The sequence below is a fragment of the Pseudarthrobacter phenanthrenivorans Sphe3 genome (genome assembly GCF_000189535.1).
GTDB classification, from domain to species: Bacteria; Actinomycetota; Actinomycetes; order Actinomycetales; family Micrococcaceae; genus Arthrobacter; species Arthrobacter phenanthrenivorans.
The window spans coordinates 2,451,345-2,463,917 of the sequence record NC_015145.1 but is presented as its reverse complement, the minus strand read 5'-3'; the positions used below and the strand labels follow the sequence as shown (position 1 = coordinate 2,463,917).

At 66.1% G+C, this 12,573-nt stretch carries 13 protein-coding genes, 1 tRNA gene and 1 other RNA gene; 8 read left to right on the top strand and 7 right to left on the bottom strand.

From position 1 onward, the window contains the following. Positions 1–27: 27 nt before the first annotated feature. Positions 28–792, bottom strand: a complete 765-nt coding sequence (locus ASPHE3_RS11445) for a YaaA family protein (RefSeq protein WP_013601370.1) — start codon at positions 790–792, stop codon at positions 28–30. A 57-nt stretch (positions 793–849) separates the two neighbouring features. On the opposite strand from ASPHE3_RS11445, the gene rnpB reads away from it, so the two are divergent. The 5 genes from rnpB (at position 850) to ASPHE3_RS11425 (ending at position 4,758) form a co-directional block, all read left to right on the top strand. Then, positions 850–1,241, top strand: an RNA gene (gene rnpB / locus ASPHE3_RS21305) — RNase P RNA component class A. Between the two features lie 44 nt (positions 1,242–1,285). After that, complete coding sequence (locus ASPHE3_RS11440; protein ID WP_013601369.1) at positions 1,286–1,828, top strand: TspO/MBR family protein; 543 nt, start codon at positions 1,286–1,288, stop codon at positions 1,826–1,828. Positions 1,829–2,086: 258 nt separating this feature from the next. Continuing rightward, on the top strand, positions 2,087–3,565 hold the full coding sequence (locus ASPHE3_RS11435) for a glyceraldehyde-3-phosphate dehydrogenase (protein ID WP_081459848.1): 1,479 nt from the start codon (positions 2,087–2,089) through the stop codon (positions 3,563–3,565). Positions 3,566–3,639: 74 nt separating this feature from the next. After that, complete coding sequence (locus ASPHE3_RS11430) at positions 3,640–3,849, top strand: hypothetical protein (protein ID WP_013601367.1); 210 nt, start codon at positions 3,640–3,642, stop codon at positions 3,847–3,849. Positions 3,850–3,960: 111 nt separating this feature from the next. Next, on the top strand, positions 3,961–4,758 hold the full coding sequence (locus ASPHE3_RS11425; protein WP_013601366.1) for an HNH endonuclease family protein: 798 nt from the start codon (positions 3,961–3,963) through the stop codon (positions 4,756–4,758). Between the two features lie 5 nt (positions 4,759–4,763). Here the strand turns inward: ASPHE3_RS11425 and def are convergent, their stop codons facing one another. From def to orn, 3 genes are all read right to left on the bottom strand, one after another. Further along, complete coding sequence (gene def, locus ASPHE3_RS11420) at positions 4,764–5,336, bottom strand: peptide deformylase (RefSeq protein ID WP_013601365.1); 573 nt, start codon at positions 5,334–5,336, stop codon at positions 4,764–4,766. Between the two features lie 123 nt (positions 5,337–5,459). Beyond that, a tRNA-His gene (locus ASPHE3_RS11415) sits at positions 5,460–5,532 on the bottom strand. 128 nt (positions 5,533–5,660) lie between these two features. Beyond that, on the bottom strand, positions 5,661–6,290 hold the full coding sequence (gene orn / locus ASPHE3_RS11410) for an oligoribonuclease (protein ID WP_081459847.1): 630 nt from the start codon (positions 6,288–6,290) through the stop codon (positions 5,661–5,663). 152 nt (positions 6,291–6,442) lie between these two features. Between orn and mptB the strand changes: the two genes are divergently transcribed. Next, positions 6,443–7,999: a polyprenol phosphomannose-dependent alpha 1,6 mannosyltransferase MptB gene (mptB, locus tag ASPHE3_RS11405; RefSeq protein ID WP_049786064.1), complete on the top strand. Its 1,557-nt coding sequence runs from the start codon at positions 6,443–6,445 to the stop codon at positions 7,997–7,999. Positions 8,000–8,127: 128 nt separating this feature from the next. Then, positions 8,128–8,751, top strand: coding sequence for a hypothetical protein (locus ASPHE3_RS11400; protein WP_013601362.1), 624 nt, complete (start codon positions 8,128–8,130; stop codon positions 8,749–8,751). Positions 8,752–8,796: 45 nt separating this feature from the next. Here ASPHE3_RS11400 and ASPHE3_RS11395 read toward each other — a convergent pair whose 3' ends face one another. Then, the gene (locus ASPHE3_RS11395) at positions 8,797–9,510 is read right to left on the bottom strand and encodes a DNA alkylation repair protein (protein ID WP_013601361.1); all 714 of its coding nucleotides are present in this window, start codon (positions 9,508–9,510) and stop codon (positions 8,797–8,799) included. Between the two features lie 122 nt (positions 9,511–9,632). Here ASPHE3_RS11395 and ASPHE3_RS11390 point away from each other — a divergent pair, with 122 nt between their 5' ends. Next, positions 9,633–10,532: an aldose 1-epimerase family protein gene (locus ASPHE3_RS11390; RefSeq protein WP_013601360.1), complete on the top strand. Its 900-nt coding sequence runs from the start codon at positions 9,633–9,635 to the stop codon at positions 10,530–10,532. 11 nt (positions 10,533–10,543) lie between these two features. Here the strand turns inward: ASPHE3_RS11390 and ASPHE3_RS11385 are convergent, their stop codons facing one another. Together ASPHE3_RS11385 and ASPHE3_RS11380 are read right to left on the bottom strand one after the other, a co-directional pair. Next, positions 10,544–11,350 carry an alpha/beta hydrolase gene (locus ASPHE3_RS11385; RefSeq protein ID WP_013601359.1) on the bottom strand — a complete coding sequence of 269 codons (807 nt, stop codon included), beginning with the start codon at positions 11,348–11,350 and terminating at the stop codon, positions 10,544–10,546. Next, the gene (locus ASPHE3_RS11380) at positions 11,350–12,438 is read right to left on the bottom strand and encodes a LacI family DNA-binding transcriptional regulator (RefSeq protein WP_013601358.1); all 1,089 of its coding nucleotides are present in this window, start codon (positions 12,436–12,438) and stop codon (positions 11,350–11,352) included. Before ASPHE3_RS11380 ends, ASPHE3_RS11385 begins: the two co-directional genes overlap by 1 nt. Between the last annotated feature and the right edge of the window lie 135 nt (positions 12,439–12,573).

The window sequence follows — 12,573 nt, the reverse complement described above, 5'->3', positions numbered from 1 at the left end:
GCTACCTAGTTGGGGAGGGCGCCCGGGTCAGCCCGGCAGGATGATGTTCAGGGCGTGCGGCTTCCGCGAAGTTCCCTCCACCAGTTCAGCGTCCCACTTCTCCCTCGCGGCCTGCAGGAGGCCCGACGGCGTTGCGGGCGTCTTGCCCCGCCGTGCCAGCAGGTGCCTGGCGAGCTCGCCGCGGGTGTGCTTTGCGAAGTGGCTCACCACTTTCCGCACCCCTGCCACCTCGGTGAAAACGTTGACCGTGACCGTCCGGGCCGGCGGCGGCGCCCACGCCGCCGCATAGGTGCTGGAGCGGCAGTCCACCAACAGTTCGCCGGAAGCGGCCACTGCCAGCGCGTCCGAAAGGTGCGGCTTCCAGAACGAGGCAAGGCGGCCGACGTCGGGCAGTGCAGTTCCCATGGACAGCCGATAGGCCGGCACGCTGTCGCCAAAGCGGATGGCGCCCCACAGCGCTGACACCACCAGCACCGATGCGTCCGCCTTGCGGCGCTGCGCCTGGGTCAGCGTCCTGTAGCCGAGGGCGTCATAAAGGACGCCGGAATAGATCTGGTGCGCCGGGGCAGCCGGTTCTGCGTGCAGCCTGGTATTGCGTTCGACGTCGTCTTTCAAGGAAGCACCGACGCCCAGCAGGGCGAGGGCGTCCTCGTGCGCGCTGACAGTGCCGAGCGCCTCCAGCACTTTTGCCCGGCAGGGGTTCAGCTGGGGGAAGCTGAGGGAAGGCCAGTCGACGCCGGAACCACGGACCGCGGGGGTCTTTCCTTCGGAGGGGGGAAGCAGAATCAGCACCGTCCGATCCTACCGGCGACAGGAACAGTGACCGGCGCCGGTAGACTTGTAGGCGGATGGGACAGCCAGGCGGCCGCGCGTCACGCAAGTGGCTCGAGGAACGTCCGGGCTCCGCAGGGCAGGGTGGTGGGTAACGCCCACTCGGGGTAACCCGCAGGCCAGTGCCACAGAAAACAGACCGCCTGGGTCGCGCCGGTTTGAAAGCGGCACGAAACAGGTAAGGGTGAAACGGTGGTGTAAGAGACCACCAGCTTCCCGGGTGACCGGGAAGGCTAGGTAAACCCCACCCGGAGCAAGGCCAGACAGGGCACGTTTGAGGGCTGCCCGCCTGAGTGCCCGGGTAGGCCGCTGGAGGGCGTCGGCAACGGCGCTCGTAGATGGATGGCCGCCGCTCCCTTGCCGGTAACGGCGGGGGAGAACAGAACCCGGCGTATCGGCTGTCCCATCCACCAGTCCGGTTTGACCTTGGAAGCTGTGTTGGGGATGCTGAACCGTGCCCGCAAATACTGACCCCCAGTCCGGCCCCGCAACAGCCGGATGGCAGCCCTCCGGCCGCGGCCGCCAGGCCGTTGCCCTGGCGGGGTTCCTTGCGCTCTCGCTGGCTGCCTGGGCCCTGGCATCGGTCCCCATCATCCTGCATTCCGGCGGGTGGTTCGCCGGCTCCACCAAAGCCCCCTGGATGCCGCCGGGGTGGATGTTCAGGTCAATGTGGATGCTGCTGTACGTGGGCGTAGCGGTTGCCGCCTGGCTTGTCTGGCGGAAGGGGGAACTGACCGGCAGCACCCTGGCCGGTTATCTGGCCCAGCTTGTCCTCAACGCCGCCTGGCCGCTGGCGTTTTTCGGCTTGTTTCCCGTCTTTGGTTCAGCGGCCCTCTGGGCGGCCTTCCTGGTAATCGCCGCACTGGCTGCCTCCCTTGCCTTCCTCACTTTGCGGTTCGGACCCGTCAGCCCGGCCGCAGGCCTGCTGATGCTGCCGTATCTGTCCTGGGTGGTTTTCTCCGGCAGCCTCAACCTCTACTCGGCCATCCACAACTGACGGCCCTGCGGGCGCGGGCTGCTGCTGTGAGTCATTTCACGTGCTACTGATCAGTTAGGCAGGGCCAGCCAACTTAGAATGGAAACCGGACGCAGGAGTTCTTCCGCCGGAGTTGCGTTCGCAGCCGGCGGTTTTTCTTTGCACGCGATCCAGGCGCCTGGGGGCCGACCCCTGCAGGCGCGGGTGCCCCTGCACAACATGTGGTGGCCGACATCCGTGTACGAGGACGTACACGGCTGAACCGAGGAAGGTATTTCTGTGAGCCAGACGTCAGATTCTTGTCTTGATACGTGGATGGGCCGGGAGGCCCTGGCTGAGGCCATGATTCCGGTGATCGGCCGGCTGTACCGCGAAAACAACGTGGTGACCAGCATCCATGGCCGGAGTTTGATCAACAAGTCCACCATGAACATCCTGAAGGCGCACCGTTTTGCGCGCCGGATGAGCAAGGACGAACTGCTCCTGGAGGAGACTGCCCCGCTGCTGAACACGCTGGCGCAGCTGGAGCTCGGTGCGGCGGCGATCGATATTGCCCGGCTGAACCAGAAGTTCAAGGAAGAAGGCAATGGCGCCACCCTTGAAGAATTCCTCCGTGCGGAACTCGCGGATGTGGTGGGCAAGCGTGGCGGCGATGACCGCACCAGCACTGATGTTGTGCTGTACGGCTTTGGCCGGATCGGCCGTCTCCTGGCCCGCCTCCTGATCGAAAAGGCCGGCGGGGGCCACGGCCTGCGGCTGCGCGCCATTGTGGTCCGCCGCGGCTCGGACAACGACCTCTCCAAGCGCGCCAGCCTCCTGCGCCGCGACTCGGTCCACGGTTCCTTCGAGGGCACCATCCGCATTGACGAGGAAGCCAACACCATCACCGCCAACGGTGTGCAGGTGCAGGTTATCTACTCGGACAACCCGGCCACGATCGACTACACCGCCTACGGCATCGCCAACGCCCTGGTGGTGGACAACACCGGCCGCTGGCGCGACGCGGAAGGACTCTCCCAGCACCTGCAGAGCAAGGGCGTGGCCCGGGTGCTGCTGACGGCCCCTGGCAAGGGCGAGCTTAAGAACATCGTCCACGGCATCAACCACGGCACCATCGAGGACACGGACCAGATCATCTCCGCCGCGTCCTGCACCACCAACGCCATCACCCCCGTGCTGAAGGCCATCAACGACAAATTCGGCGTCATCCACGGACACGTGGAGACCGTCCACTCCTTCACCAACGACCAGAACCTGATCGACAACTTCCACAAGGGCGACCGCCGCGGCCGCTCCGCAGCGCTGAACATGGTCATCACGGAGACCGGCGCCGCCAAGGCTGTTGCCAAGGCACTGCCCGAACTGCTGGGCAAGCTGACCGGCAGCTCCATCCGGGTCCCCACCCCGGACGTTTCCCTGGCCATCCTGAACCTGAGCCTGGAAAACGGGACCACCAAGGACGAGGTCAACAACTACCTCCGCGAGATGTCGCTGCACTCGGACCTGCGCAAGCAGATCGACTACATCGACTCGCCGGAAGTCGTTTCTACCGACTTCGTGGGGTCCCGCCGTGCAGGCATCGTGGACGGCCTCGCCACCGTCTCCACAGACAAGAACCTGGTCCTGTATGTCTGGTACGACAATGAATTCGGCTACAGCTGCCAGGTGGTCCGCGTCATGGAAGAAATGGCAGGCGTGAACCCGCCGTCCTTCCCTGCCAAGGAATCAGCCGCGGCCCTCGCTGCCGTCGCAGTCTAGGCTCCCGCGCCGGACCTCCGATTTCCCGGCTGATGAAGCTGGAATCAGCCGGGAATCGGGATCACACTAATGGCATGGATAATGATTCAACGCTTCAGCACGAGACCACGCTTGAGCACGCCCTGGACGTGGCCAAAGCGAACCACAAAGAAGCCGTCCGGCTGCTTGAGGATGCACGTACCGCCTACAAGGCAGGCGACGTAGGAGAAGACCGGGTGCGCCAGCTCGAAGGGCTGCTGGCCATCGCCGAGGAGGACCTCAGGCGGGTCATGCGGGAGCAGTAACAGCTCCGGCGCAGCGCCACCTTCCCTCCACACTGTGGATATCGGCAGGCACGTCCGGGCAGTGTCCTAGTCTTCTTGGGTGCACGATGTCACCCGAAGGCCAGGCATCCCATGACCGTGAGCTGGTCCGCCTACCGCACCGCCCGCCGTCGTTCGCGGCAGGCCTGGGCCATCCTGCTGCTGGCCGGCCTGCTGGTGCTGGCGGGCCTGTACTGGTTCTTCACCGCCGGCCAGTTCGCGCTCACGGCACCTGCCGTTTCCGGACCTGTTGAGGCGCCGGTCTTCGATTCCTCATGGATGAAGCCCGTGGTACCCGTCAGGCCGGTGCCCCACGGCTCTGCCGCGGACGCCCTGGAGGGACTTTCGGTCAAGGGCAGGGCTGCCAAAGATGACTACCGCCGCGAAGCGTTCGGGCAGGCGTGGCTGGATGTGGACCGGAACGGCTGCGACACCCGCAACGACATCCTTCGCCGGGACCTCCAGGACGTCGTCTTCATGGAAGGTTCCAGGTGCCGCATCGCCGCCGGTCACTTCCAGGAGCCCTACACCGCCGGCTTCGTGGACTTCCGCCGTGGCTCGGAAAGCAGCCGGGCGGTCCAGGTTGACCATGTGGTGGCGCTCGGCGACGCGTGGCAGAAAGGTGCGCAGGCGCTGACGGCCAAGCAGCGCGAGAGCCTGGCCAACGATCCCCTGAACCTCATCGCGGCGGACGGGCCGGCGAACCAGCAGAAAGGCGCCGGGGATGCCGCCACCTGGCTTCCGAAAAACACCTCAATCCGCTGCCACTACGTGGCCAGGCAGATCTCGGTCAAAGCGGCCTATGCCCTCTGGGTGACCGAAGCGGAAAAGGACGCCATGAAACGGGTGCTGGCAGCCTGCCCGGGACAGGAGACGGTCAGGTCAAACTGATGGCCCTAATGGCCGAAGGGGTCCGGGTCCACGCCTGGCATCCACGTCAGTCCCGGAACGCCCCACCCGTTCTTCTTGGCCTGCTTCATGGCCTTGCGGGCGTAGCGGTCCATCAGGCGGTTGACATAGAGCTTGCCGTCCAGGTGGTCGTATTCGTGCTGCATGACCCGGGCGAACCAGCCCGTTGCCTCAAACCTCACGGGCTGGCCGTAGCCGTCAAAGCCCTCCACCCGCGCCCACTCGGCGCGCTTCAGCGGGTACTGCCCGCTGGGAAAGGACAGGCAGCCTTCCTCTTCCTCATCCGGATCCGGAACGGCGCCGGAGATCTTGGACAAGGTCAGGACCGGGTTGACCAGGACACCGGCAGGGGGAGCACCGTCGTCATTCGCATACTTGTACACGAAGATCCTCTTGCCCACGCCTACCTGGGGCGCGGCGAGGCCCACACCGTTGGCGGCATCGTTTGTTTCGAACATGTCCGCAATCAGGGTCCGCAGCTCGTCATCGAACACCTCCACCTCTGCTGCCCGGCGGTGCAGCACGGGCTCTCCCCAGATGGTGATTGGCAGAACGGTCATCTTCAGCGGTCCTTTGGCAGTGTTGGGTTGCAGGAAGCGGGTGCAATAACCAAAAAGAAGGAGGCCGCACCGGATATCCGGTGCGGCCTCCTTCCCGGACGGCTGCACATGCCGTCCCCTGAGGGTGAGCTACGGGGGTTGAACCCGCGACCTCCTGGACCACAACCAGGCGCTCTGCCAACTGAGCTAAGCCCACCATGTGCCTGCAGATTTACCGGCGAACCGGCCCTCCGGAAAGGCAACTCATATAGCTTACCTGCTCTTCAGGGGTGCTTTGTCCACTTTTGGGGTTTTCCGGGAAAAATCCCTGAAAGGTGGCGCAGATTACGCTTCGCGCGCTTCGGGTCCCTCCGTGGCGGTGATGCGGCGGGCGATCTGCTGGGCCGTGACGCTGTCCGGTCCGGGCGCCGGCACGAACACGGCCTCCCGGTAGTAGCGCAGTTCGTCGATGGAATCCTTGATGTCGCCCAGGGCCCGGTGGCCGCCCTTTTTCGCCGGCGCCTGGAAGTATGCACGGGCGAACCAGCGGCGGGAGAGTTCCTTAATGGTGCTCACGTCGATAACGCGATAGTGCAGGTGTTCAACCACGGCGGGCATGTCCCGCGACAGGAATACCCTGTCCGTTCCCACAGAATTTCCGCCCAGGGGCGCCTTCCGGGGGTCCGGCACCCACTTGGAGATGTACTCCATCACGGCCGCTTCCGCCTCCGCCATCGTCTTGCCATGGGGCAGTTCCTTCAGCAGCCCGGACTTCGTGTGCATGTCCCGGACGAAGTCGTTCATCTGGGCCACCGCGGCATCGTCGGGTTTGATGACCACGTCTACGCCGTCACCCAGGATGTTCAGTTCCGAGTCGGTGACCAGGGCCGCCACCTCGATCAGGGCGTCATTCTTGATGTCCAGACCGGTCATTTCGCAGTCGATCCAGACGATTCGTTCGTTAGAGATAGGCACCGGTCCAGCCTACCGTTACACTCCCACGCCACCGGCCGATGCTAGGATTTCGGAGACGCGGCGGGTCAATGCCGCCCCCGTGGCGACGCGTCCCGCAGGGTCTTGAAGCCCCCGGGCAGAATCGCGAACGAGAAAGATTGGACGATCCTGAGATGACGGCGCGTGTGCCTGCGGCGGGGGAGAGGGCTTCCGCCACCGCAGCCCCGGCCGGCGGTGCCGACGTGGACAACGCCCGCTCCCCGCTCCTTGCCGGGTTCATTGGTTCCATGTTCATGATGATCGGATCCCTGGGGGTGGGCTGGCTGGCGCCTGTCTCCGAACTCCGCCGGATGCCGCTGTTTATCTGGATGAGGGCTGAAGCGGTGGGGGTCGCGCTCTCCATCATCCTGCTCGCGGTGGGCGGGATGCTCCTGGTCCGTGCGTGGCTCCGGCTGGGACAGCGGGTGCGCGTCTGGGGCGGGGAGGCGCGGAAGGCCACAGTGATGGCGGTCGCGGCCTGGGGGCTGCCGATGATGTTCAGCGTGCCGCTCTTCAGCCGCGATGTGTACGCCTATATTGGCCAGGGCCGGCTGATGGTGGAGGGTTTCAACCCTTACGAGAACGGCATTTCAGCCCTGTCCAACTACTTCCAGCTCGGCGCGGACAAGATGTGGACGGAAGCGCCCGTTCCCTATGGTCAGTTGTTCCTGTGGATCGAGCAGTTCGTGGTCTGGTCCACCAACGTCCAGCCGGAGGCAAGCGTGATGCTGTTCCGGCTCGTGGCCCTGGCGGGGGTGGTCCTGTGCGTCATCTACGTTCCCCGGCTCGCCGAACTGCACGGCGTCAACCCGCACCGGGCCTTGTGGCTCACAGCCGCCAATCCGCTGTTCCTCACCAACTTCATCGCCAGCGTCCACAACGATGCCCTCATGATCGGGCTGGCGCTGGCCGGCCTCTACTACTCGGCGACGCACCGCGTGGTCCGGGGCGTGGTCCTGGTTACGCTCTCCATCGCGGTCAAACCCATCACCATAGTGTTCCTGCCGTTCATTGGGCTGCTGTGGGCCGGCAAGGACGCCGGCTGGTTGCGCAAGTTCGTATTCTGGGGCCTGACGGCGGGCCTGAGCCTGGGGCTCCTGGTCCTGATGAGCCTGGTCAATGGTTTTGGCTTCGGCTGGATCAACGGGCTGTCCGCTCCGGGCAGCATTTCCATCTGGTACGCCCCCGTTGGCCTGATCGGAATGGTGGTCGCCTCGCTGGCGAATTCGTTCGGCCTGGAGGGTGCCGTCTTTGCGGACGTCGTGTTCGACGGCGGGAAGCTGCTTGCCGTGGGCATCGTGGCCTGGCAGATTTTCCGCGGCGACTACGACCGGGTGATGCGCCGTCTTACCCTCGCCTTCGCGGCGGTGGTCCTGCTGGCTCCCATGATCCAGTCCTGGTACGTGGTCTGGCTCATACCGCTCTTTGCGGTGACCGGCATCCGGAACGACTGGCAAGTCAAGGCACTCTACTTTGTGGTGTCCTTCTTCATGATCTATGCCATTTCGGATCAGCTGGAGGTCTTCCCGTACCTGCAAACGGAAGACCTTGGCTTCGCGTTGGCGCTTGCCCGCGTTGCTGCTGCGGTGACCGGCCTGCTGTTTGGCCTGTACCTGGTCTTCTGGGATCCCCGCACGCGCCGGCTGTTCCGCAAGACCCATGAGACCGTCGTCGAACGCCCCGTCATCTAAGCTCCGCCGAACCTGGCTGCGGCCGCCTGCTGACCTTCCAGGGCCTTTGACCCTGCTGCCGCCGCACTCCTGCCATTAGGGTCGAAGCACCGTCCAACACTCATCCCGCAATGGTGAGGAGGTGGGGCATGGGACCAAGGCATCCCGGGGCAGCCCTGCAGACCGTCGTCGCCTGGTTTGGCGTGCTGGCCGCGCTTGCCGGAATGGAACACGGGCTCGGCGAGATCCTCCAGGGTCCGGTGCGGCCGGAGAGCCCGTTTATCCGTTCCTGGCCGCAGCATGAGGGTTTCGAAGTCCTGGATGGCGAACCCGCAGTGACAGTGATCCCGGACCTGATGGTGTCCGGCGTGGCTACTGTGGCGGTTGCCGTTGCGCTCGCGGCGTGGGCGGTACTGGGGATGCGGCGGCGGCATGGGGCCCTGGTCCTGATCGGGCTCTCGCTGCTGCTGCTTGCCGTGGGCGGGGGTTTCGGCCCGCCACTGCTGGGCGTCATCCTAGGCCTTGGGGCGTCGGTGCCGGCAACTCCTGCCCGGCGGCCGGGGCGCGCCACACGGGCAATGGCCGGGGTGTGGCCGTGGGCGCTGGGCGCAGGGGCAGCAGGTTACCTGGGGCTGGTGCCCGGCACGCTGGTGCTGCACGCGCTCTGGGGACCCCCGCCGGCCGCCGTCGTCTACGGGCTCATCGCACTCGCTTTCGGAGGGGTGATCCTGGCGCTGGCGGGGGCCCGCGCCGCCAGCCGCCTCGAAGCCTAGGCCCGGCATCCCGCGCAGCTACACGCGCCCAGCCTGACAGCGTGGCTAGGGAACGCCAGGGCGCCCGGACAGGTGCCGCAGGGCCTCCCGGCGGGAGAGGGCGCTCATGGTGCTGCCGTGTGCGGCCACGAACGCTGCCACCCAGTCCGGCGCCGTCTTGGCGTACTCGCGCAGGGCCCAGCCGATGGCCTTGCGAATGAAGAATTCCGGGTCTCTCAGGTTCGCTTCCAGAACGCTGGCCAGGAGTACGGTATCGGTGCCCGCCTTCGCCTTGAGCTGCGAGAGGATGGCTGCCCGCCTTATCCAGAAGTCCGCATCGGTGCTCCAGGCGAGGACTATGGCTGACATTTCCGGGCGGTTCCTTTGCAGCAAACCACCGAGCCGCGGGGCCACGTTATCCACGAAGTCCCACCACGCCCCGCTGCGGATGATCTCCTCGTAGACGGGAAGCATGTGCATGTCACCGGCAACCAGTCGGCTGGCGGTGAGGTCAATGGCTGCATACCGTTCCTCCCGCCATGAAGCGTTCCGCCACAGCTCAAGGACGGTGGCGCGGAGCTGGCCAGCCGAGGCGAACGGCGACTGGGCGGCGGCGGCCTTGGCGATGCGGCGCACCTGGGGCACCCGGACGCCGAGGCACGGCATGGCGGATTTCATATAGGCCCGCGCCCCGGCACCCCTCACCGGGTCGGCCGCTTCAAGCAGTGCCGTCCTGACGGCGTCCAGCAGGCGGGTGTTCACGGCTTCGCCTTGGTCCATGCTGCAACTGTAGCCACCGGCACCGGACAGGGGACCGCTCCCGGATCAACATTCCGGGCTGGCCCAGAGTCATGCGCTAGGCTGGTTAGCGCTAACAAGTTGATCCCCTTCCTAGGATTTCCATGCCCTCCACAGAACACAGCCTCGCCAGCGGGCCGTATACCGCCATCGTCACAGCCCGCGGTGGTGCCCTCCGGGAACTCAGGTTCCGCGGCCGCGACCTTGTGCTCGGGTTTGGCCCGGACGGGAGGATTCCCGACTATCGCGGGGTCATCTGTGCCCCCTGGCCCAACCGCCTCAAGGACGGAAAGTATACGTACCGCGGCAAGGCGTACGAGGCTGTAATCAATGAACCGGAACGAGGCTCCGCCCTTCACGGCCTGGCCACGGACAAAATCTGGGATGTTCGGCAGGCCGCCGGAGATTCGGTGGGATTGACGTGCAAAATGACGGCAGGTCCGCAATACCCCTCGGACCTAGAAGTGTCCGTCACCTACCTGCTGGCGCCGGACGGACTGAGGTGCACAGTGACTGCCGTCAACTCGGGGTCAGCCACGGCCCCTTACGGTGTCTGTCCCCACCCCTATCTGGTGGCTGGGCCGGGGAAGCTGGACGGTTGGACGTTGGAACTTCCCGCCCGCCAGTTCCTGGAAGTGACCCCGGACCGGCTGCTTCCGGTGGGCATGAAGGGTGTGGACCAGCACGACTTCGACTTCCGCAGCCGCCGCCCGCTGGGCGCTTTGAGAATCGACCACGCCTTCACTGGCATTGCCCGCGACAGGGAGGGGCTGGCCCGGGTCCGCGTCCATGATCCCGCGGGAACCGGCGTTGAACTCGAGTGGGGCGCGGAATGGCCGTGGGTCCAGATCCACACGGCCGACAAGCCGGTGGGGCCGGACCGGCTGGGGCTGGCCGTTGAACCCATGACGTGCCCGCCGGACGCCTTCAACTCCGGTACGGATCTCCTTCATCTGGCTGCGGGGGAGTCGCATTCGGCATCCTGGACAATTCGGGCCCTGTAGCCCGGGCTGGTTCAGCGGGCAGCCGACCCGTCAGGGCTGCCGGCCCGGCTGCTGCTGCCGGCAGCGGCCCCCGTCGAAGCCCAGCCTGCACGGTTCAGCCAGTCTGCACACAGCGCCGTCCACTGGCGTGGCCCCGGTTCGTCCGTGGCGAGGCCCAGGCCGTGCCTGCCGTGGGGAAAGACGTGCAGCTCAGCAGGAACGCCCGCGTCCATGAGCGCTCCGGCGTAGCCCAGGCTGTGCCTGACGTGGACGGCGTCGTCATCCGCTGTGTGCCAGACGAAGGCGGGAGGGGTGGCAGCGGTTACCTGCCGCTCGGCGGAAAGTTCGGCAAGGACGTCCGACGGCGGCGCGCTGCCGAGGAGGTTGTCCACGGATCCTTGATGGACAGAGCGGGTGTACGAAACCACGGGGTAGCACAGCACCGTCAGGTCCGGGACTGCTGCCGGGACGTCCAGGCGCCCGCTTCCCGTTGCCGTGGCGGTGGACAAGGTGGCGGCGAGGTGCCCGCCGGCGGAAAATCCAAGGACGCCGACGCGTTCCGGATCCACTGCCAGCCCGTGGGAGCCGAGGCGGATCTGCAGCATGGCTTCCTTTGCATCCTCCAGTGGGGCCGGGTGCCGGTCCGGCGCAACCCGGTAGCGCAGCACGAAGGCGTGGATGCCCAGACCGGCCAGCCATTCCGCCACCGGTTCGGCCTCGTGGTCGGCCTGCCGGGCGTAGCCGCCGCCCGGCAGCACAAGCATGGCAGGCCTGGGGCCGGGGGCGGGGCAGGAGCCGGCGGTGGCCTGGGCTCGGATGCTGCTCAATGCAACTGCCATCAGGCCACCGCTTCGGTGCTGCGGCGGAGAGTTACTTCGCCTGTAACGGGCTGCTGGCCGTCTTCTTCCCCGTCGCCGCTGCTTCTTGAGGGCCTGGCCGTGGCCCGGGTGGCAAGCCGGCCGATCTCCTCAAGCGGCAATCGGACGGTGGAAAGCGCCGGGCGGAAATCGCGAAGGGTTTCGATGTCGTCGAAACCGGCGATGGTGGCGTCCCGGGGAATCCGAAGCCCTTCGGCCCGCAATGCCGCCGAGGCGCCGATGGCCATGACGTCGTTGACTGCGAAGATGCACAGCTTGGGGCCGGCGGCTTCCCTGCCGCCTTCACGTGCGGACTTGATGCGGGCCGCCAGCTTTAGGCCCGCCTCATAACCGCCGGAGCGGTTGAACGAGGTCCTTACGACCTCAGCGGGTGCTTGGCCGGCTTTTGCCAGGCCCTCCTGGAACCCGCGGATCCTGTCATCGGAGGTGTAGAGGCCCTCGGGGCCACCGATGATGACGAAATCGCCGCCGAAGCCGGCGGCAAGCTGCGCTGCCAGGTCGCCGGCCAGATCCTGGTTGGGGACCGCGATCACGTGGTACCCCTCGGGGGCGGCAGCGCCCACCACCGGATGTCCCACCACCGCCACCCGTCCACCATTGCGGCAATACCTGTCCAGCTCCGCCGCCAGTTCAGCATTGTCCTCGCGGTCCTCGTCCCGGGACGAACGCGACCCGGCAATGACAATCGAATCTGCACGCCGTGCGGCGAAAGCCGCCACGGCTTCACGCTCTTCAGCCGGCGCCCCTCCGGTCGTGGCGAGCAGTACCATCTTGCGCTGTTCACGTGCGGCCGCCTGAACCCCCCTGGCTATGGCCGAAAAATAGGGGTCTGCAATGTCGTGCACAATCAGGCCGATCAAGCCGGAACTGGATTTCGCCAGGCCCTGGGCCTGGGCATTGGGGACGTATCCCAGCGACTCGGCGGCCTGGCGGACCCGCTCAGCGATGTCCTTGCCGGGCTTGCGCGCGGAGCCGTTCAACACCCGCGACGCCGTGGCGGGTGAGACCCCGGCCAGCCGGGCCACCTCGGTAAGGGTACTTGCAGCCACAGCATCTCCTGACGGCTTTAAAGGGACAGTAAGCGTGCTCACATTATGGCAGTTGTCAGGCGTTTCCGGAAAGCGCTTGCCAAGATCGCGTCCTCCAGTGCATCATGGAAGCAGTGGGAATGCGCTTTCCCGATC